20 protein-coding genes and 1 tRNA gene are annotated in these 21644 nt (G+C 42.5%); 12 read left to right on the forward strand and 9 right to left on the reverse strand.

The window, feature by feature from the left end:
* Nucleotides 1–70: 70 nt before the first annotated feature.
* The 8 genes from FG24_RS09670 to FG24_RS09705 form a co-directional block, all read right to left on the reverse strand.
* Entirely contained in the window at nt 71–1978 is a 1908-nt protein-coding gene (locus FG24_RS09670; RefSeq protein WP_036302947.1) for an ATP-binding cassette domain-containing protein, read from the reverse strand.
* Nucleotides 1979–2037: 59 nt separating this feature from the next.
* Nucleotides 2038–4056: a UvrD-helicase domain-containing protein gene (locus FG24_RS09675; RefSeq protein ID WP_036302949.1), complete on the reverse strand. Its 2019-nt coding sequence runs from the start codon at nt 4054–4056 to the stop codon at nt 2038–2040.
* Between the two features lie 9 nt (nt 4057–4065).
* Complete coding sequence (gene ylqF / locus FG24_RS09680; RefSeq protein WP_036302952.1) at nt 4066–5007, reverse strand: ribosome biogenesis GTPase YlqF; 942 nt, start codon at nt 5005–5007, stop codon at nt 4066–4068.
* A gap of 245 nt (nt 5008–5252) precedes the next feature.
* Nucleotides 5253–5735, reverse strand: coding sequence for a DUF3106 domain-containing protein (locus FG24_RS09685; RefSeq protein WP_051901509.1), 483 nt, complete (start codon nt 5733–5735; stop codon nt 5253–5255).
* The gene (locus FG24_RS09690; protein WP_036302955.1) at nt 5732–6001 is read right to left on the reverse strand and encodes a hypothetical protein; all 270 of its coding nucleotides are present in this window, start codon (nt 5999–6001) and stop codon (nt 5732–5734) included. Before FG24_RS09690 ends, FG24_RS09685 begins: the two co-directional genes overlap by 4 nt.
* The gene (locus tag FG24_RS09695; RefSeq protein ID WP_036302958.1) at nt 5991–6440 is read right to left on the reverse strand and encodes a hypothetical protein; all 450 of its coding nucleotides are present in this window, start codon (nt 6438–6440) and stop codon (nt 5991–5993) included. Before FG24_RS09695 ends, FG24_RS09690 begins: the two co-directional genes overlap by 11 nt.
* Nucleotides 6437–7000, reverse strand: a complete 564-nt coding sequence (locus FG24_RS09700; RefSeq protein WP_255344029.1) for an RNA polymerase sigma factor — start codon at nt 6998–7000, stop codon at nt 6437–6439. Before FG24_RS09700 ends, FG24_RS09695 begins: the two co-directional genes overlap by 4 nt.
* A gap of 16 nt (nt 7001–7016) precedes the next feature.
* On the reverse strand, nt 7017–7391 hold the full coding sequence (locus tag FG24_RS09705) for a hypothetical protein (RefSeq protein WP_036302961.1): 375 nt from the start codon (nt 7389–7391) through the stop codon (nt 7017–7019).
* Nucleotides 7392–7525: 134 nt separating this feature from the next.
* On the opposite strand from FG24_RS09705, the gene FG24_RS09710 reads away from it, so the two are divergent.
* The 12 genes from FG24_RS09710 (at nt 7526) to FG24_RS09765 (ending at nt 20685) form a co-directional block, all read left to right on the forward strand.
* On the forward strand, nt 7526–8350 hold the full coding sequence (locus FG24_RS09710; RefSeq protein WP_036302962.1) for a class I SAM-dependent methyltransferase: 825 nt from the start codon (nt 7526–7528) through the stop codon (nt 8348–8350).
* A 28-nt stretch (nt 8351–8378) separates the two neighbouring features.
* Entirely contained in the window at nt 8379–8795 is a 417-nt protein-coding gene (locus tag FG24_RS09715; RefSeq protein ID WP_036302964.1) for a hypothetical protein, read from the forward strand.
* A gap of 315 nt (nt 8796–9110) precedes the next feature.
* A complete protein-coding gene (locus tag FG24_RS09720; protein WP_036302968.1) occupies nt 9111–9620 on the forward strand; it encodes a sigma-70 family RNA polymerase sigma factor in 510 nt (169 codons plus the stop codon).
* Between the two features lie 100 nt (nt 9621–9720).
* A complete protein-coding gene (locus tag FG24_RS09725) occupies nt 9721–10770 on the forward strand; it encodes a FecR family protein (RefSeq protein ID WP_160172176.1) in 1050 nt (349 codons plus the stop codon).
* 106 nt (nt 10771–10876) lie between these two features.
* The gene (locus FG24_RS09730; RefSeq protein WP_051901511.1) at nt 10877–13381 is read left to right on the forward strand and encodes a TonB-dependent receptor; all 2505 of its coding nucleotides are present in this window, start codon (nt 10877–10879) and stop codon (nt 13379–13381) included.
* An 18-nt stretch (nt 13382–13399) separates the two neighbouring features.
* On the forward strand, nt 13400–14722 hold the full coding sequence (locus FG24_RS09735; protein ID WP_036302969.1) for a PepSY-associated TM helix domain-containing protein: 1323 nt from the start codon (nt 13400–13402) through the stop codon (nt 14720–14722).
* Nucleotides 14723–14883: 161 nt separating this feature from the next.
* Nucleotides 14884–14959 (forward strand) — tRNA-Lys (locus tag FG24_RS09740).
* Nucleotides 14960–15182: 223 nt separating this feature from the next.
* Nucleotides 15183–16013: a Tim44 domain-containing protein gene (locus tag FG24_RS09745; RefSeq protein WP_036302970.1), complete on the forward strand. Its 831-nt coding sequence runs from the start codon at nt 15183–15185 to the stop codon at nt 16011–16013.
* A gap of 272 nt (nt 16014–16285) precedes the next feature.
* Nucleotides 16286–17773, forward strand: coding sequence for a DUF4118 domain-containing protein (locus FG24_RS09750; RefSeq protein WP_036302971.1), 1488 nt, complete (start codon nt 16286–16288; stop codon nt 17771–17773).
* On the forward strand, nt 17766–18455 hold the full coding sequence (locus tag FG24_RS09755; RefSeq protein ID WP_036302973.1) for a response regulator: 690 nt from the start codon (nt 17766–17768) through the stop codon (nt 18453–18455). Before FG24_RS09750 ends, FG24_RS09755 begins: the two co-directional genes overlap by 8 nt.
* 95 nt (nt 18456–18550) lie before the next feature.
* Nucleotides 18551–20422, forward strand: a complete 1872-nt coding sequence (locus tag FG24_RS09760) for a potassium transporter Kup (RefSeq protein WP_036302975.1) — start codon at nt 18551–18553, stop codon at nt 20420–20422.
* A gap of 38 nt (nt 20423–20460) precedes the next feature.
* Nucleotides 20461–20685 (forward strand): hypothetical protein, encoded by a 225-nt coding sequence (locus FG24_RS09765; protein ID WP_036302976.1) that lies wholly within the window; start codon nt 20461–20463, stop codon nt 20683–20685.
* Nucleotides 20686–21088: 403 nt separating this feature from the next.
* Here the strand turns inward: FG24_RS09765 and FG24_RS09775 are convergent, their stop codons facing one another.
* Complete coding sequence (locus tag FG24_RS09775; protein WP_036302981.1) at nt 21089–21535, reverse strand: hypothetical protein; 447 nt, start codon at nt 21533–21535, stop codon at nt 21089–21091.
* Between the last annotated feature and the right edge of the window lie 109 nt (nt 21536–21644).

Here is a 21644-nt window from a genome sequence, read left to right on the forward strand (position 1 = left end):
TAAAAAAACCAGCTAATTATTAGCTGGTTTTTTTATTTCAACCTGTCGGTATTTTTCACTTAATGAGCGATTAAGCTAAGCGTTTATCAAGCGCTTCCCAACGTAGCATTTTAGCTTCAATCTCTGCATCAATTTCAGTTAAACGTGTTTGTAGCGTTTTGACTTTATCAGGATCTTGTACGTAGATGTTAGCATCTGCTAGTGTTAAATTGATGCTGGTTTGTTCTGCTTCCAGTTTTTCAATCAATGCTGGCATTTCATCTAGTTCTTTTTGTTCTTTAAAGCTTAGTTTGTTCGCCGTGCTTTTAGGCGCAACTTCTTTTGCCGCTGGTTTGCTAGATTGTGCTTTTGCTAGTGCTGCTTTATCGGCCTCACGTTTAGCGGTGAAACGTTGCCAATCATCATAGCCGCCGCCAAACTCTGTTAACACACCATTGCCTTCAAAGGCGATTACTTGTGTCACAGTATTTTCTAAGAATGCACGGTCATGGCTGACTAGGAACAGGGTGCCATTAAAGTCTTGTAATAGATTTTCCAGTAGTTCTAGTGTGTCGATATCTAAGTCGTTGGTTGGTTCATCTAACACTAATATGTTGGCAGGGCGTGCAAATAAGCGTGCTAATAGCAATCGGTTACGCTCGCCACCTGAAAGTGATTTTACTGGTGAGCGTGAGCGTTGTGGTGGAAATAAGAAGTCTTCCAAATAGCTAATGACGTGTTTGCGCTCTTCACCAATTTGTACAAAATCAGAACCCGGGCTAATGGTGTCAGCTAATGTGGCTTCTTCATTAAGCTGTTCACGCATTTGGTCAAAATAGGCGACACTTTGTTTACTGCCACGCTCAATATTGCCGCTATCTGGCTCAATGTCTGCCAGTATCAGTTTGAGTAGGGTTGTTTTGCCGACACCGTTAGGACCTAGCAAGCCAATTTTATCGCCACGTAAAATACGTGTGCTGAAATCTTTAATCAGTACTTTGCTGCCATAGGATTTGCTGACGTTCTCAAGCTCAGCAATCAGTTTGCCGCTGCGTTCGCCTACATCCACATTCAGTTTTACATTGCCTTGACGTTCGCGACGGGCTGCACGCTCTAATCTAAGTGCCTCTAGTCTGCGCACTCGGCCTTCATTGCGTGTGCGGCGTGCTTTAATGCCTTGGCGAATCCACACTTCTTCTTGTGCCAGTATTTTGTCAAACTTGGCGGCGTGCGTTTCTTCAACGGCTAATAGCTCTTCTTTTTTAACTTGGTAAGCAGTGAAGTTACCAATAAAGTCTGTAAGTTTGCCGCGGTCTAACTCTGTGATGCGCGTCGCTAGTTTGTCCAGAAAGCGTCGGTCATGGGTAATAAATAACACGCTGCCATTAAAGCCGAGCAATAAATCCTCTAACCATTCAATCGCACTTAAATCCAAGTGGTTGGTTGGCTCGTCAAGTAACAGCACTTCAGGCTCTGCTACCAGTGCGCGGCCTAACGCCACACGCTTGCGCCAGCCACCTGAAAGTGTGCTGATCAATGCGTCAGCGTCTAAGTTTAAGCGGCTCAGTACAGCTTCAACACGTGATTGTGCTGCCCAGCCATTTTGTGCATCTAAATCATGTTGTAGTGCTTGCATGTGCGTCATCAGTGCTTCGATATCTGCATCGGGCATGCCCATGTCATGGGTCACTTGGTGATAATCAACGAGGATTTGTTGCAGGTTACCTAATCCTTCTGCCACAGCTTCAAATACCGTATGTGTTGCGACAAGTTCAGGCTCTTGCGGCACATAGACCACACGTGCATTAGGCGCACGCCAAACCGTACCATCGTCTAGTTTAATCGTGCCGGCAATCGCTTTTAATAAGCTGGATTTACCTGCGCCATTACGGCCAATTAAACCTACACGCTCTCCTGCGTCTAGCTGAAATGCAGCGTGGTCGAGCAGGGCGTGGTGACCAAAGGCGAGGCTGGCGTTATCGAGGGTGATGTATGGCATGAGTGACTTTCAAATTATTACTAATATATTTTAACTGCTTGTTTCTGATATACAAAATGCTACTGTTTATTGAGCATGGCTCTAATGTTTGCCATTTTAGATTTACCAAAATCTTTGCTGGCTTCTGGATCTTTATTAAACGGGTTGCCGAAGTGACGTACATCATCTTTTGGAATTTCAGTAATAAAACGGCTAGGTTCGCACATTTCCATTTCACCTGCGCGTTTACGTTTTTTACACCATGAAATATTGAGTGATTTTTGCGCTCGGGTAATACCAACATACATTAAGCGGCGTTCTTCTTCGATTTTGTCGTTATCAATCGATTCTCGGTGAGGGAGGATGCCTTCTTCTACACCAATCAGAAATACGTGGCCAAACTCCAAGCCTTTAGAGGCGTGTAGCGTTGATAGCTTCACCGCATCAGGCTCACCGTTTTCACGGCCTTCTAACATGCTCATGAGTGAAACCATTTGCGTGAGTTCTAGCAGGTTTTTGCCTTCTTTTTCATTACCATACTCGGTGCTTGGCTCACCTTTTTTGGACAACCAGCCAGTAAAGTCCAGCACGTTGGTCCATTTAACTTCTGCAGCGCGTGGCTCTTCAGAGTCATATAAAAACGCTTCATACTGTATGGTGGCTAATAAATCATTCAGCACTTCATTCGCAGGGTCGCGTACGGCACGATCTTGCAGTTTGTTGATGTACTGGCAAAAGTTGAGTAAATCCTCTAGCTGTTTATTGCCAATCTCATTTTGGAAGCCACCTTCAAAAGCTGCTGCAAATAATGAAATTTTATGCGCGCTTGCGTATTCGCCTAAACGTTCCAGCGTCGTGTTGCCAATTCCCTTTTTAGGCGTGGTGGCAGCACGGATAAATGCAGGATCATCGTCCTCATTGGCAATTAGTCGTAAATAGCTGATTAAGTCTTTAATTTCTGCTTTATCAAAGAACGACTGCCCACCTGACACCGTGTAGGGGATTTTCTGATTGCGCAAATGCTGCTCAAAGATACGCGCTTGATGGTTGCCACGATAAAGAATCGCATAATCTTTATAGTAAGTGCGGTTTTCAAACTTGTGCGCTTGCAGTTTCATCACCACGCTCTCGGCCTCATGCTCTTCGCTCATGGCTGCCGTCACTTGAATCATTTCTCCAGTGCCGAGCTCGCTCCATAGTTTCTTTTCAAACAACTTTGGGTTATTTGAAATCACTTGGTTAGCTGCACGTAAAATACGTACAGTAGAGCGGTAATTTTGCTCAAGCTTAATCACTTTAAGCTTGCTGAAGTCTGTGGTGAGCTGGCGTAGATTTTCAACATCCGCGCCGCGCCAGCCGTAAATCGCCTGGTCATCGTCACCCACAGCGGTAAACTGCCCACGTAAGCCAGTGAGCATTTTTACCAGCTTGTACTGGCAGGCGTTGGTATCTTGGTACTCATCAATCAATAGATATTGCAATTTACGCTGCCATTTACTCAGCGCTTCTTCATGCTGTTCAAACAACTCAACGGGTAGTTTGATTAAATCGTCAAAGTCTACGGCTTGATAAGCTTTTAAAGTTTGCTGATAAATCTGGTAAACCTTGGCTGCAGCATGGGTAAGCTCTTCATCTGCCTGTGCTTTAGCTTGGTCTGGATTAATAAAAGCATTTTTCCAGCTAGAAATCTGCCATTGCGTTTTACGCAATAATTGCTTATCTGTGGTGGCAAGTACGTCCGCTAAAATTTTAAAGCTATCAGATGAATCTAAAATTGAGAATTGCGGTTTATAGCCAAGCAATGCCGCCTCTGCGCGCAACATTTGCAACCCTAGCGAGTGAAATGTGGCGATGGTGAGGCCTTTGATGTTGGTGCCTTGCATCAGCTTGCCAACACGCTCTTGCATTTCTACTGCGGCTTTGTTGGTAAACGTAATCGCTGCAATTTCTTTTGGAGCATAGCCCGCCTCATTAATCAGGTAGCTGATTTTTTGGGTAATCACACGGGTTTTTCCACTGCCAGCACCGGCTAATACCAGTAGCGGGCCGTCCAAATATTTTACCGCCTCACGCTGAGGCGTATTCATTGAATTTAACATGACAAATTACTATTGAGCTGAGTCAGATGTGTCGTCTGTTTCCGAGACTTGTTCTGAGGTGTTAGTTGGGTTTGTTTGTGTGCTAGCTACCATCGTGGCTCTTGATGATGGCGTTTCTAAACTTACACGGCCAATTGCACCACTGCGATAATCCGTTAAAAATGCAACCGCTGTTTTTTCCATATCCCACAGGCCATCATGGCGCTTGTAAGACCGACGTTTTGCAATCGCTTCAAGCAAGTCAACGCCATCCATTTGCATTACATCAAGTTTCATCGCGTCTAGTTTGTAACGCGCATTCACCAAAGCAGGGTAGCTCTTTAATAGATTGTTGGCTAAAAATGTAGCGACATCTTCATCAATCACCGCATTTCTACCAATCGCGTGGCTGGCAGCCAGCATGTAGCCATCAGACTCATAAGCGATTCTAGGCCACATCATGCCAGGGGTGTCGGTAATGCTCATGGTGTCGTCTAGGTCAAAACGTTGTTGGCTTTTAGTCACAGCAGGCTCATCACCTACTTTCGCCACGCGGCGATTGAGCAGGGCGTTCATCAGTGTGGATTTCCCTACGTTGGGGATGCCCATAATCAGCATGCGTAATGGTTTTAAATGAGTACCGCGGTGTGGCGTGATTTTTTTGCAGATTGCTGGAATTTTCTTAGCATCACCCGCTTTTTTACAGGAAAGCGCCACAGCCTTGGTATTAGGCTGCGCGTTAAAGTAGTTTAGCCAAGCTTGGGTGGCGGCTGGGTCTGCTAAGTCTGCTTTATTTAAAATCTTAAGTTGCGGACGCTGACGAAATAAACGCATTTCATCAATCATTGGGTTATGGCTGGCGGCGGGTACGCGAGCATCTAATACCTCAATCACCATGTCGGTAAACTCCATGGTCTCTTCGGCTTTTTTACGCGCTTGGGTCATGTGACCCGGGTACCATTGAATTGCCATCTATTTCATTCCCTCAATAATTCTGATTCTGCTGCCTTCGACTTAGCTTATATGAGCTTACATAAAGTCTTGGTTTGCAAAAGTTTTGACCTGCATAAAGTGCAGTGTCTTAAGCTTTTTATCAAATCATCATCGCGATGATGAAACGAAAATTGCTTTTAACTAATTTCAGTATTTTAGCATTGACGGCTTCAATTCAAGTTTTTATCTGTGTGTCCTCACTGATTATTTATCTAAGTAATCGATTATTGCGCATGTTCTAATTTGCGCTCTTTGATTTTTTCACGTAATTCTTGGCGCTGTTCAGGACTCATATTCCTGATTCGGCTTTTGAACCTTTCTTTTTGCTCTGGCGACATCTTATTCCAGCGTTCGCGTAAAGCTTTACGTTTTTCGGCTGGCAATTGTCTGAACTTTTGCATATGTTCTTTCACTAGCGCTTTATCTTCAGGAGAAAGATTTTTAAAGCGTGTGATGTTTTCTTTAGCGCGCTCCTTTTGTTCAGGTGGCATATTCGCCCATTTTTCAGCACCTTTGCTCAGTTTTTCTTGTCGATGAGGAGGTAGTTCATTCCAACGGTCTTTGATGCCACTTAGGGTTTGCTGTTGCTGTTCATTTAAGTCATCCCAAGCAATGCCTTCTGCCATTGCTTTTTTTGGGGATAAAGCTAGGCAAAGTAATAATGTTAATCCCATTACAAGATGGTGATGTTTGATAGATAGATTCATTTTTTGTTACCTCCTGCAGGTGCGGCCATGTCAGAGTTTTGTTTATTATTTTGTTTTACAGTATTAGTTTTCACGGCGTTAATTCTTTGAGGCTTAGCCTGCTTTTGTTCCAGTTCTGTTAGCGCAGCCTCCAGCATGCTGTCATCATCTATTTCGCCAAGCAGTTCGATTAAATCTAAAGGCGGGGTCGATTCTGCTAGTGCAGGCGTGTTGTAGCTTAAGGCTGAGAGTAATAGTAAGCTGTAGCTTGATAACTTAAACGGCATTATCTGTATCCTCGGTTGCCAATACTTCTTCCATCCACACATAAAAATCTGGGTCAGTTGCAGTTTCTAAATCTTCTGCATGCGTGAGTAGCTCTAGCATTGCGGTTTGCTCATATAGATCATGATTGACGCTTTGTTGCGTCGCAATGAGTTGTGCTGAATCATCAATACTATCAGGGCTGTAAACTACCAGCACGGTCAGCAAAGCACATAATGCAAACGCACCTGCTGGTATCCATGTATTCAAAACCAATCTATTTGAAACATGAGTATTTGATATCCAGGCATTGAAATTTAATCGCGATTTTGAGCGCTGCTTCTCAAGTGCTTTTTTGCGAATAGACGTTAGGGCTTGTTGCGTTTCATTATCAAGCGCATAAACGCTTGCATCCAAGTTGGCTTTTACTTTGGTTTCAAATTTTGATGGCTCGATTCTCATTGGTAATCCTCTAGCTTTTCACGTAGCTTTTCTAATGCTCGCGCATAATGTGTTTTTACACTGCTCGTAGAGCATTGCATGATGTGTGCAGTTTCGTTGATATCTAAACCTTCCCACACGCGAAGTAAAAATACTTGTTGTTGTCGCAAGGGTAGTGCACTTAATGCCGTGTTTAAGCCTGTCATGAACTGCGTGTCCTGTAGTTTAATGTCAGGTTCATGGTTGGTATCAATTGGGTGTTGTGCTAGCGTATCCTCAACTACTTCATCTTCGTCGTCACTCCAGCTCAGCCAACTTCTAAAGCGGTTGCGTACAGACTGCCTGCGATGCCAATCCAGAATACGGCTATTCAGTATGCTGTAAAACAAGGCTTTCCATTCGGTAGCTTGATGATGACTGTATTTCTGCACCAATTTCATCATGGTGTCTTGTACTATTTCTAGTGCGTCATCACGGTTACCAGTGGCTATTTGTGCCATGCGAAAAGCGCGACCTTCAATATCCGCTAGAAAATGATCCATGCTGAAATACTGTTTATCGAAATCGCGCTCCATCGGCATATTATAGTCGCTGACGTTATTTACGATTAGCGCGATGGTCTAGACGGTTGTTGATACGTTCACCTTTTCTGTCGTAATGATTGTCGATACGATCACCACGTTTATCTAAATGTTGATCAACACGGTCACCTTTACGTTCTAAATGGTTAGCGCGCTTTTCATGTCCGTTTTCATGTGCTTTGTCGGCTTTAGCATCAAGATTGCGCTCAATTCTATCGCCACGATTATCCAAGCGCTGTTCAATGCGATCACCTTTGTTATCTAGGCGACGTTCAATGCGATCACCACGTTTGTCTAAATTTACTTTAGTGTTGGTTGTATCGTCGGCCATGACTGATGCTGATGCAAGTAAAGTGAACAAAGTAACCGTAATTGATAATGCGTTTTTCATGATGATTTCCTTATCTTGTTTTGTTGGATTTTTATTGCGGAACACAAGTTAAGTGTTCTTAGTATACAAAACGCAGTCGTTATTTGTTTGACGACAAGCCAGATAAAAAATATTTTTTCAATTAAAATAGCAATATGCAAAATATTCCAGAAATAAAACCTAATCAATCTGTTGAGCTGCTTAAAGCGCTACATATCCTCACGCGTGACGGTAAGCTTAATCAAGATAGCCGTCGTAAACTCAAGCAGGTTTATCACTTGGTGAATTTTATTGAGCCTTTGTTCAATGATGTCTTAACGCATAACGCTAATCCTGTTTTGGTAGATCACGGTGCTGGTAAGTCTTACCTTGGTTTTATTTTATATGACTTGTTGCTTAAGCAACTGGATGCCGGCGAAGTAGTTGGCATTGAAACGCGTGCGGAGTTAGTCGCTAAATCCAAAGACCTTGCACAGCAACTTAATTTTGCACGCATGCGCTTTGAGCACTTAACGGTAGAAGACTCTATCAGCTCAAACGTGATTCCACATAAAGTGGATATCGTTACGGCTTTACATGCATGCAATACTGCAACCGATGATGCGATTCAATTTGCACTAAAAAAACAAGCAAAATATATGGTGTTAGTGCCATGCTGCCAAGCGGAAGTAGCCGAAGTATTAAGGCAGCATAAAAATGAAAGTTTTGGTAAAACCTCTTTAAGTGAAATCTGGCGCCATCCGATTCATACGCGTGAGTTTGGTAGCCAAATTACCAATGTGTTACGTTGTTTACAGCTGGAAGCCGCAGGCTACAGTGTGACAGTGACAGAGTTGGTAGGGTGGGAACACTCCATGAAAAATGAGTTAATCATTGCCAAATACACTGGCCAACCTCGTAAAAATGCAGCAGAACGGATTGCGACCATTTTGGAAGAGTTAAACTTAGAAATCATGCGGTCAAGATTTTTAACGCAATAATATTTTGTACTATCATCAGGCTTAAGATATGAAACTTGTTACCTATATTTTATTGTTGATTGTGAGCTTCAGTAGCCATGCTGAAGCTGTAAACACGACGGATTTTAGTGGTGTATACAACTGTGTGGGTGATGATGCACATGAGGGTAAGTATACAGGCACGGTCACCATGCGATTAAAGCCAGAGCACAGCAAAGCAAACTATGCCAGTTATGACTTTAAGCTTGAAGTACCTGAGTATGGCACTTACCTTGGCCACGCAGCAGCAAATGGCCACCATGTCGCTATGCACTTTGCATTACAAGACCAAACCACTAAAGACTATGGTACTGGGATTGCGGAAATGAAGAAGAATGTAAAAGGGCAGTGGAGCTTTCATAAGTTCTATTTTGAGCCTGAGTTTAAAGGTGGCAACACTGGGGTTGAAGACTGTGTTATCCAATAAATGCCAGTAACGTTATATTGTCCACTTAATATTTAAAGCATGCCGTTATTTAAAAACCAGTCTGATTTTTTACTGGTTTGGGTTGTTAGAATCATTAACGACGCTGTTGCAAAGCCTATCTAGGATATCTGTAACATAGAGCATTAGGTCTGTTGGTTTGCAAATGTTACGCTGTTATCTAGTGCCATCTTGTTAATAAATCCATATTAAATCCAACGGTTTGCGTAGTAGAAATTCGTATTGTCAGTTGTGCTTATACGGAATATAATGAGAATCATTATCATTTGTAACCCGGTAGGGTTTATTAGGCTGTACATGTCAACTGTGGATGTATCCCTTCTGCAAGAAGTTCATACACTGTATCACTCCCACCATGGCTGGCTGGTTAATTGGTTAAAACGTCGCTTGGGTTGTATACACAATGCTAATGACTTGGCTCAGGACACGTTCCTACGTGTGATTGATAAATCAACCACACTTGCCCATGTTAATGAGCCTAGAGCTTTTTTAAGCACGATTGCTCACGGCTTGATGGTAGACCATATCCGTAGAAAAGAGTTGGAGCAAGCTTATATACAGGCGATTGCACATTTACCGCAGCAATTAATCTCTTCACCTGAAGAACGATTAGTTTTTATAGAAGCTTTAATACATATAGACAGAATGTTTGTTGGGTTGAAGCCTAATGTTCGTCGTGTGTTTTTGCTGTCGAGGCTAGAAGGGCTGACTTATCCGGAAATTGCTACTAAATTGGGCGTATCGCTTCGCACAGTAGAAAGTCATATGGCTGATGCATTACGCCATGTGCTTACAAAAAGTCATTAACTTGCGACATACCGCCCAACCGATTAGACTCTGTGTTTAGTTGAGCACTTGCAGCAATGGGCTGTGAGCTTTTCATACTCTTAATTAGATGGCTTTTGCATTGAACTCTCCTAGTCCATTTCCCGATAATAGCGCTACAAGTTCTGGCGGCGTAGATATTCCACCAGCGGTGTACGAGGCCTTAATTACTTGGTCAGTTAAACTAAGCTCAGGGGTGGCGAGCAATGAGGACATGCAGCAGTTTTTAAGCTGGCGGGCGCAAAACCCTTTGCATGAAGCTGCTTGGCAGAAATTAAATGCGGTAGAGCAGGGCTTTCATCAATTACCCGCAGCGTCTAAATCAATCGTCACAGAGACTTTGTCTATTGCAGATAAGCAAAGAAGCGCGCTTACTTCACGTCGCCGCACTTTAAAGATGCTGAGCTTGGCGGCTATTACAATCACGGCAACTACTTTACTTGCTAATCAATATGCGCCATGGCAGCAAGAGGCTCATTATGCAACGAATATCGGTAAACGAGAGGCGGTTGTATTGGCAGATGGAACGCGGATTGTGCTGAACACTAACTCTGAAATTGACGCGAAGTTTTCATTATTCAAGCGTGAAATCGTATTGCATCGTGGCGAAATATATATAGAAACCAGTAAAGACACTGAGTCTTTGATCGGACGAAGGTCGTTTTGGGTCAAGACCGAGCACACAGCGTTAGAGGCAATCGGCACTAAATTCTCGGTGAATCAGCAGGCATCTAACACCAAGTTGCATATGACTGAGGGAGTTGTTGCGATACATCCTAGCAACTATGCACCAGTTCGCGCCTATGCCAATGAGTCTTATGCGATGCATGATGGCGTTTCTGCGCCGATAAAAATCAACCCTTCAGGCCAAGTTCTGAATATGGATCCGATGGCGTGGGTAGATGGTGTGTTGGTCGTTAAGCAAATGCGTTTAGATGCGTTCGTTGCGGAGCTGTCGCGTTATCAGGATATATCAATAATCTGCGAGGCAGATGTTGCCAACCTTACGGTTTCAGGTGTGTTTCAGTTGAGTCAAGAAGAGCCTGTGGCGCACGCGCTTAAAGCGATTAGTCGAACATTACCTGTCAGCATAAATAAGCAGAATAGGGCTATCGTCATCAGCAAGAAATAGCATTGCTGATAAAAATATTTAAAAATAAATCACAAAAAACTGCGGGTTTTTTCAACGTTGTTCGGCATACGTTTATTTATCTCATTCTTTAAAAGGTATTTTAACCATGCGCAACCACCACAACGACCATGTTGGCAATGGCGTAGATTGCGGAAATGTGATGTCACATTTCCCAATGAGCAAGCACCAGCAAGTCAGTACTCGCCAGTTTCTACCCCGTACGATTTCAGCAGCCATACAAGCGCTGCTTTTATCTGGCGCTATTGCTACGCTTAATTTGTCTTACTCAGTATCTGCTTATGCTGCAGATAGCCAAGTGCATGCATACAACTTGCCAGCCGGGTCGCTGGAAGACTCTTTAAATGCACTTGCAAAGCAATCGGGCATTACGCTGACGTTTGACCCCGCATTGGTAAAAGGAAAAACTGTCCCAGCCATCAATAGCCAACTTTCGCGCCAACTGGTTTTGCAGCGACTTTTAGAAGGTACTGGTTTAGAACCTATTACTCAAGATGGAGCGATAGTTATAAAGCGCATAGCTATTGTGAATAAAGCGGATACTTTGCCAGAGGTAGCAGTAAGTGCAGCAGCTAGCCAGTTACCTGGGGATATATCAAAACCTTATGCTGGTGGACAAGTTGCACGCGGTGCTAAATTAGGGGTTTTAGGTGAGCGCGACATGATGGATACACCTTTTGCAGTGACCAGCTATACCGCAAAAACCATTCAAAATCAGCAGGCGCAATCAGTGGCGGATTTAGTTGCTAATGATGCATCTATTCGTAATGTAGACCCATCAAATTCTGGCTACTCTAACTTTTTCAATATTCGTGGTTTTTTACTTGGCAATGGTTCAATTGCACTTAACGGCTTGTATGGTATTGCGCCAAATAATCAGAGCACGGTGATTGGCATTGAGCGCGTTGAGGTGTTGAAAGGACCTGCTGCATTTTTGTATGGAATTTCACCCAGCGGCACTGGCGGAGCAATTAATTTGGTCACCAAACGTGCTGATGATCAGCCTTTAACTCAACTGACAACCAGCTATATTTCTGATTCACAAATCGGGCAGCAAATGGATATTGGCAGACGGTTCGGTGAGAATAAAGAATTTGGCGTTCGTGCCAATGTACTTTATAGAGGTGGTGATACCGCTGTTGATGATCAGTCACAAAGACTTCGCACTGGCACACTGGGGCTTGATTATCGAGGTGATCGTGTAAGGCTATCAATGGATTACGGCTATCAAGAAATAAATACCGACCGGGCCAATAGTACAATTAGTGCGGCGACTGGTGTACCAGTTGCAGATATACCAAATGCCAATAAGAGTTATGCGTCCCCTTGGAATAAGGTGGAACTTCGCGACTCTTACGGTATGTTACGTGGCGAATTTGATATTACACCTGATCTAAATATTTATGTCGCTGGAGGTAAGAGCCATACTGATTGGAAGCAAATATTAGATTTTGGCAGCTCAATGCAGACGAATGGAAATTTTTTGAACAGAAGTCAGCTTAACTATACTGGTATTGACCGCACTACAGCAGAGCTGGGGATACGCAGCCAATTCGAAACTGGCCCTATTCATCATCAAGTAGTGCTAAATGCGACAACTTATGAAGCAGTGAGAACCAGCGTTGGCTCAATCCAGCTGGGATCCAGACAATCTAATATTTACAATCCAAGCTTTAATGCTCAACCTGTTATTCCTTCACTATCGCGCAAGAAAGCAAGTGACACAGACTTTTACGGGTATGCGATAGCTGACACATTATCTATTTTAGATGATCGCATACAGTTAACTTTGGGTTTAAGACAACAAGAGATTAAAGCTGAAAACTACAACATAGTGACAGGTGCAACCACCTCAGAATACAGAGAAAGTGCGCTTACGCCGTCCGTGAGCATTGTTGTGAAACCTGTCAGCAATGTATCACTTTATGGTAATTATATTGAGGCATTGCAACAGGGAACAACGGTTGGAGCAACCTACAATAATTCTGGCCAAGTATTATCTCCTTATGTTTCTAAACAACATGAAGTAGGTGCTAAAGTTGATTGGGGAAAACTTGCTGCGACTTTAAGTGTTTTTCATATTACTCAAGCATCTGCTATTGCAAACACTGCGACGAATACATTTACGGTGGACGGCGAGCAGCGTAATCGTGGCATTGAATTGAACGTGTTTGGTGAGCCATGGCAAGGTATACGCTTTTTAGGAGGTATCATGCTACTTGATGCAGACCTGACCAAAACAGCTAACGGTATTAATAACGGCAACATGGCAACTGGTGCAGCACGTACCAACATTACTTTTGGTGGCGAGTGGGATACAGGGTTTTTGGATAATTTAACACTGAATGCTCGTGTTAACTATACCAGTAAGCAATACGCAGATGCAGGCAACACTCAAAGTCTTGACAGCTGGACGACGCTAGATATTGGTGCACGTTATTTGACGATGGTAGCAAGTGGTCAAATGCTTACTCTGCGCGCCAATATCAGAAATCTATTTGAAGAAAATTATTGGACAACGTTCCCTGGCGCAGGAACATTAAATCGTAGTGATCCGCGTACGTTACTATTATCAGCAACGATAGATTTTTAAAGGCCCACATTAAAAATCATGCGTTCTATTTTCACATTACTCCATCGCTATGTTGGTCTACTAATCGCTCTGTTTTTAGTGCTAAGTGGGCTCACTGGCGCGGTAATCTCATGGGATCATGAGTTAGATGACTTGCTGAATCCGCATTTAATGGAGGCCAGCAGCACTAGTGTTGCTATTTCACCCATTGAGGTTGCCAAGCTGATTGAAGCGCGCTACCCAGAAGTGCGCGTTACCTATCTGCCAATTGGGATTGAGCCAGGCGAGTCACTCAGGTTTGGTGTTAGCCCAAAACGTAATCCGGCCACCGATCAGTTGTTCGAGCCTGGATTCAATCAGATATTTATCGACCCTGCTACTGGTGATGAGTTGGGCAAACGCCAATGGGGGCTTGTGTGGCCAATTACTAAAGAAACCTTTGTTTCCTTTTTGTACAAGCTACATTACACACTGCATTTGCCGGAAATGTCGGGAACAGACCGTTGGGGAATCTGGTTGCTAGGCATTATTGCAATTCTTTGGACGCTGGACAGCTTTGTCGGTTTTTACTTAACTTTACCAGCAAAGCGACGTGTCACCGCAAGTTATGCTCTGGAAACTCAGCTAGGTGAAGTTAACGATGTGTTATCAACCGCAGACTTTCCCATGCCTGCAAGTAAATCGTGGTGGCAACGCTGGCAGCCAGCATGGAAAGTACGCTGGGCTAGTGGTGCAAATAAGCTTAACTTCGATTTGCACCGTGCGTTTGGCCTCTGGACATGGGGTCTATTGATTATTATCGCCTTTACGGCATTCTCATTAAATCTATACCGTGAAGTGTTTTATCCAGCCATGTCTAACATTTCAAAAGTGACGCCGTCGCCATTTGATTTACGTACGCGTGCCCCTAAACATCAGCCTATTGCGCCAGCCAGCCAATTTGGTGAAGTAATCACTAAAGCACAGGCTGAAGCTAAAAATCGTGGTTGGGCTGAGCCCGTAGGCAGTGTTTTGTATAACCAAAGCTTTGGTATCTACGGTGTGCAGTTTTATAAGCCAGAAGATGGGCATGGCGCGGGTGGTGTAGGGCATAAGCGCTTATATTACGATGCACAAGATAGCCGTTACCTCGGCGACCGCCAACCATGGAAAGGCACGATGGCAGACATTTTCTTGCAAGCACAGTTCCCATTACACTCAGGCCGAATTCTAGGGCTTCCTGGGCGAATATTGATTTCAGTCATGGGCATGGTGGTGGCAATGCTCAGTTTGACTGGTATCGTTATTTGGATGCGTAAACGCACATCACGGCAACGATATTCAGGCAAAAAGTTACGCGCACTTGTAACCATGCAATATTAAAACTAACAATCCCGCTTCGTTGCGGGTTTTTTATCATTTAAGATTAAACTGAATGAGTTGTAGTGTAATAGGAGTGGCTGTGTAAATTACTTTGAAAATTTAGCACGCTAGTGTTTCTTAAAGTACACGATAGCCCTAACAGCCGCTATAATAAATATTCTGGGAGATTAGCTCAGCTGGTAGAGCAGCGGACTCTTAATCCGTTTGTCGCGAGTTCGAGCCTCGCATCTCCTACCAATTAAATCAAAGGCTTGTATTTTATGCAGGCCTGTTGACTATCACCACATGACTTTATATATAAGTTGAATCTAAAAATTTCCAGCTCAGGCATTCAGTTTTATATTCAAAAAACGCTACTGATTTGTACTGGTATCACTACGTTTTCAATTGTAATTAACTTATAATTTGCCGTGAAGTTAGTTTGTTAAGCCCTAATGTTTTATTTTTATTAAAGGAATGTATGAAACGTTTTTTGATGTTATTGATGGTTGCTTTGACTTGCATGAGCTTGTTATCACCCGTTGCCGAAGCTAAACGCTTTGGTGGAGGAGGCAGCTTTGGTAAAAATAGGCCAGTACCAACAAAACAAACCCAGAAAGCACCTGAAGCTGCGCCTAAACAAACATCTTCTGGCGCAAGTAAGTGGCTTGGCCCATTAGCTGGCTTAGCGATTGGTGCGGGCCTTGCCAGCATGTTTGCAGGCGGTGGTTTAGGTGCATTTGGTAATGCTATCGGTACTATTTTAATGGCACTTGCGGCAGCAGCAGCGATTATGTTCTTAATAGGAAAGTTCAGAAAATCACAACAACCTAATATGCAATACGCAGGCGTTGGTGCACCATATAACGCGCCACAAGCAATGCGTGAAGCAGCATTTGCTAGCGGCGCCTCTGTAAAAAGCAGCGGCAATATTCCCCATGACTTCCCTGTGGAGAGCTTTTTGAGAAATGCCAAAATGTCTTTTATTCGCTTGCAAGCAGCTAATGATAGAAAAGACATTAATGATGTTCGTGAATACACAACACCAGAAATATTTGCAGAGATCTCCATGCAAATGCAAGAGCGGGGTAATGCTCAGCAAGCGACTGAAGTAGTTTCTATCAATGCTGAATTATTAGAGGCGGTGAATGAAGGCGAGCACTTGGTTGCCAGCGTACGGTTTACTGGGCAATTACGTGAAAACAATGAAATGCTAGAAAATATAGATGAAGTTTGGCATATTCAACGAAACGCAAATGACGTTAATTCAGCATGGTTATTGGCTGGTGTGCAACAGGGTAGTGTTCAGTAAGCTTGCGAATACTTAATCAAGTGGCAACGGTCAGGGTAAGATTGATACTACCTGCTTGAAGGGTTGCATGAAAAAGGACTTAGATATTCTAAGTCCTTTTTTATTTTAAGTCCCTTTTGATTTAAGGTACAGTTTACACATATGTCATGTTGCAAAGCATCTAATGTATGCATTACCAATAATAAAGCGCTTTAACATGACATTTGTGTGGTTTTAGTATTTAATCCAAGCGTTGTTTCAGCCATGTATCATGTGATGTTAGGGATGGGGATTTGAAAACACAAATCATTCAAGCGATTTTCGTGGTGATTATGCTAGCGCTCACCACTGCGTTAAGTCAAAAATTTTCGAGCATATTAGGGTTGACTGGCGTAGCAATGTCTTATTTGCTACTTGTGGTTGCCGTGGCTTATTTCCAATCATTCCTTAGTGCTTGTCTTACTGGGTTGATGGCATTTCTCCTGATTAATTATTTCTTCATCTCTCCGCGATTTACTTTTCAAGTTGCTAGTATTGAGTCCATTGCTAGTTTGGTTAGCTTTTTATTGGTGTCCCTTGTGGTTACCTCATTAGTGAAAAAACTTAGGTTTCAAACTAGCGAGTCTATGGCGGCATATAAGCGTGCAGATTTTGCAAAGCGATTAGCAGAACATTTATCGATTGCAGATGATATCAATACTCTTTTTCAAGAGAGTTGCCATCTTTTAAGTATTGAGTTTGAAACAAAAATTTTCATTGGCAGTATTGACGGTCAAAATGAGATTGTTATTAGTCCAGATTTAAGCGAGATTAATTTGCCCGCACCTAATGCAATGAGGTGGGTTGCTGACAATGGAAAACCAATCGGTCCTTTTACTGGTAATTGGGAAGCATCTGAATATTGGGTGATTCCATTTAATAGATTGCCCAGTAAAGATCCCGTTTTAATTGTAAGTAATGTTGGTGCAGAGCCTAGTCTAGACACATTGAACGCGATTAAGTACTCGGTTGGCCAGATTACGATGGCTTATCAACGGCTTAACAACTTAGAGCGTGCAAAAAAGGCAGAGCTTATTGCACATGAAGAAGCGATTCAGAATGCCTTACTTGCGTCAATAGCCCATGATATGAGGACGCCGTTAACCTCTATTTTAGGCGCCGCCACAGCTTTAGGCCAAAAGACGGTAAAGTTAAGTGAACGTCAGAGTGAACGTTTAACGGCATTGATTGCGTCTCAAGCCCAGCATTTGGCAATAACTACTGAAAATATACTTTCCTTAATGCGCCTTGAATCATGTACCTCAAACAGCATTCCAATGGCGCTAGAATCTCCAGAAGAAATCATAGGGATAGTGTTGAAGTTATATAAAGATCGTGGTGATGGTTTAAATTTTAATGTGACTATCAACGAACAAGAGTTATTGATATATGCAAACGCTAATCTGTTGATTCAGGCATTAATTAATCTTATCGATAATGCGAAGCTATCTAATCTGGCTTCAAATGCTCAAGAAGCCATTCAAATTGAGGTTGGTAAAAAAGATCATCGTATTTACATCAGTATTTTGGATAGTGGGGAAGGCTTTAATGATGATTTTAATATCACAAAAATTAAAAAATTCTCATCAACTCGCAGTAAAGGATTTGGGTTGGGCTTACCTATTGTTCAGGCGATTGCTAATGCACATCATGCCGATTTAATGATTAGTAACCGTGAGCATCATGGTGCATGTGTCACATTAAGCTTTGCAACACCAGAAATCGATAAAATTTATGCTTGATAAAGAATTAATATTGATTGTAGAGGATGATTTACAAATCAGTGAGTTTTTGCAATTTAGTTTGGACGCTCACGGCTTTAAAACCACTAATACAGCACTCCTGACAGATGCAATTAATGCATTTCAACATCAAAAGCCCAAGCTGATTTTATTGGATCTAAACCTCCCTGATGGCGATGGTTTGAGTTTTATTCAACATGTAAGATTAAACTCAGACATACCAATAATAGTATTGTCTGCACGCCAATCTGAAGAGGAAAAAGTCGATTGTTTTAATGCAGGTGCCGATGACTACCTTGCAAAACCTTTTGGTGTCAATGAGCTTGTCGCTCGAATCAGGACGTCTTTAAAGCGTGTCTCGATGATGTATTTACGCGATGATGTTTTTAAAGTTGATAGTTTGGAAATAGATACATTTAACTCTACAGTTTCCCTGAATTCACAACAGTTACATCTCACCCCAATTGAGTTTAAGCTGTTATTTATACTGGCTAAAAGGCCAGGTAAGGCATTTACACATCGTCAGTTATTAACTGAGGTTTGGGGGGCCGAGTACGTGAATGACGTTCATTATTTACGTATACACATGGGTAGGCTTCGTGCGCGCTTAGAAGCGAATCCAGCCACACCACGGTATATTCTTACAGAGGCGGGTATTGGTTATAGACTAGCTGCTTCTTAAATACTGGTTGTTTGTTTATGTGATTGATATGTGCTCAATGATGTAATGGCGTTTCTCATCATTATTTATTACATCATTGTGACAATTCAATCCATATGACAACTCAATCTAAAAGTATTGGCGCACTTACACTTGGCGCTATTGGTGTGGTTTACGGGGATATTGGTACTAGCCCACTTTACACTGTTAAAGAAATCTTTGGAGAATCTACAGGCATAGCGCTTACTCAATCAAACATCATCGGTGCAATTTCAGCTGTGTTTTGGGCATTAATGTTTATTGTGACCTTGAAGTACGTGATATTGGTACTTCGCGCAGATAATCGAGGCGAGGGTGGTGTGATGGCGTTATTGGCCTTAGCTGTGTCCTCGGCAAAAAACAATATTAGCAATAAGACATTTATGTTGGGGCTGGGTGTACTAGGCGCGGCATTGTTTTATGGGGATAGCATACTAACGCCCGCAATTTCAGTTTTATCTGCAGTTGAAGGTTTAGAACTTGTTGCACCGGGTTTGTCGCACTACGTTATGCCAATTTCGATTACGATTTTAATCGCATTATTTATGTTCCAAAAACATGGAACGGCGAAGGTGGGCAAGTTTTTTGGGCCAATCGTCATTTTATGGTTTGTTGTGCTAGGCTGTATTGGTGTTTTAAACATTATTGATAACCCGCAGATATTACATGCTCTTAATCCAATACATGCTTATGAATTTTTAGCAGCACGTGGAGCAGGCATTTTTCTGGCGGTTGGGACAGTTGTGCTTGCGGTCACTGGTGCAGAAGCACTGTATGCCGACATGGGGCATTTTGGAAAGCCTGCAATTCGTATCGCGTGGGTAGGGCTTGTGTTCCCAGGATTAGCACTTAACTACTTAGGACAAGGCGCTTTGTTACTCACAACACCATCTGCTGTGAGCAATCCATTTTATTTATCATTTCCTAGTGAGTTGCTTATTCCAGCCGTAGTTCTTTCGACATTTGCTACGATCATTGCGTCACAAGCTGTTATTTCAGGCGCATACTCTATTACAAGGCAAGCCATACAGCTTGGGTTTCTTCCTAGAATGAGAATCCTTCACACATCAGCAACGGAGTCTGGTCAGATCTATGTGCCAGCGATTAACTGGGGGTTGTTAGTTGCTGTAATAATGACTGTCATATTCTTCCAGAACTCCTCTGCAATTGCTGCAGCCTATGGAATCGCTGTTACGGGAACGATGTTAATTACATCAATACTGACATATTTTGTTGTGCGAAATGTTTGGAAGTATCCTCTATGGCTTGCTGCTGGCGCTACAAGTATATTCATTGCGCTTGATGTAATGTTGCTTGCTTCGTGCTCAGTGAAGTTTTTCAAAGGCGGTTGGTTCCCAATTGTCCTTGCGGTCATCATGGTGGTCATCATGTGGACATGGAAACAAGGAAGAGAAACTCTTTTAAGCAACATTCATAATGATGATCCTAAACTAGATGATTTCATTAAAAGTATTGCTGGTAGCGATATTGCACGTATTGAAAGAACTGCAGTATATCTCTCTGCAAATGTAGATAATGTGCCACAAGCGCTGATGCATAACCTCAAGCACAATCAGGTGCTACATCAAACAAACTTAATTATTACTGTTGGGTTTACAGATGAGCCTAATGTGCCAATGGAGCGAAGATTTGATATAAAAACATTAGAGGCTGGTTTTTGGCAAATAAAACTGTATTTCGGGTTTATGGATACACCCGACGTACCGAAAGCTTTGCTGGGTATTGATATTCCTACTATATCGATTGATGCATTCACGACGTCTTATTTTCTTAGTCGCGAAACAATCATTTCTGGACACGGCGGGGCAATGGCAAAATGGCGTGATGATCTCTTTGTATTCATGTCTCGTAACTCAGGGAGTGCGGTCGATTTTTTTAATATTCCAAGTAATAGCGTGATTGAATTGGGATCTAGAGTGCATATTTAAGATGAAAGTTAAGATTTATACATTGATTGGATGTAGTCATGAGCGATAAAGCTGACCTTGCTAAATATGAAGTTAGTTGTTTAGAGATGGTTCGCAATGGTAAATATTTGAATGTTGCATCGGTGTCTAATGAAGTGGAGGCCTTAGTTGCACACGGGTATGTTTCTAAGAGTGCTTTAGTTGGAATGCCGCTGATGCAAAGTCGTTATGATTATGTATTATCAATTCAAGGTTTGATCGCATTGAGGCAACATAAATATTAATTTGGAATAGACATGTTCGCTATAAACATCTTTGGTTAATGAGCAGAAGGCCAACCATGGGCGGCCTTCTGCTCAAGGCAGCATCCTAGCGAGTACCGCATGGCAGCTCTTTAAGGCTGCCTGCTTATTAATTGCAAAGAGTAGTTTAGCCTGCTTATTGGCCTCTTGTTCATTTCCATGTCTTTGACATTCATGCTTTGTGTAATATCAATAACAAACATGTGGTTATCTACATTAAGTGAAAGTGTAACTTTAGGGTTGGCTACAGCGATTGCTAGACCCATAAGCGACAACCATAGATATACCACTTTGCGAATAAAGTATAGATGCAATACGTTCATGCCGGCATCAATCTTTATTTAGAACACTCAATAAGCGCATCATGAGCATATAAAGTATTAGGCTAATGATCTGCTCTGTTGAATGTTGAGCGGAAGATAAACACAGAGGCTTTACCAAAACCATAGCTGGTGGTGAGAATGCTTGCGAATAAGTAATATTTGAATAGATCTGGAGGCGGTGAAGTAGGGCTATCTAGTGATGGAAAAATGGCCATGAGCAAAAATAAGCTTGAGTTCGTAAAAGCACCAATCACCATTGCCCAGTTTACATGCCAAGGTAAAGGTACTTTAGCTGCGTATATCCCGAGGATTAAGGCTGTCATTAGCAAGAAATCAATGTGTGCTTGTAATAAGCGTGTGAATTTCCCAACAAATATATCTTGTAGTGGATATACCCCGAAATTTAACCCTACCATGCACCATGCCAGTAACAATGCCATGATTAGCCACATTGTTGCGCCACGGATGAGTACAATATTTCCTGCATGTTGCTTGTCTTGATGAGCCATTAGTTTCTCCAAAGTAATGAATAGATAAAGCATGAAGATTAAGCAAGTTAGGTTAATTACGCTTGATTGAACTGGATGGAAAATTTGACTGAAACGGTGTTTTTGAAAT

The organism is Methylotenera sp. L2L1, from assembly GCF_000744605.1.
GTDB lineage: Bacteria > Pseudomonadota > Gammaproteobacteria > Burkholderiales > Methylophilaceae > Methylotenera.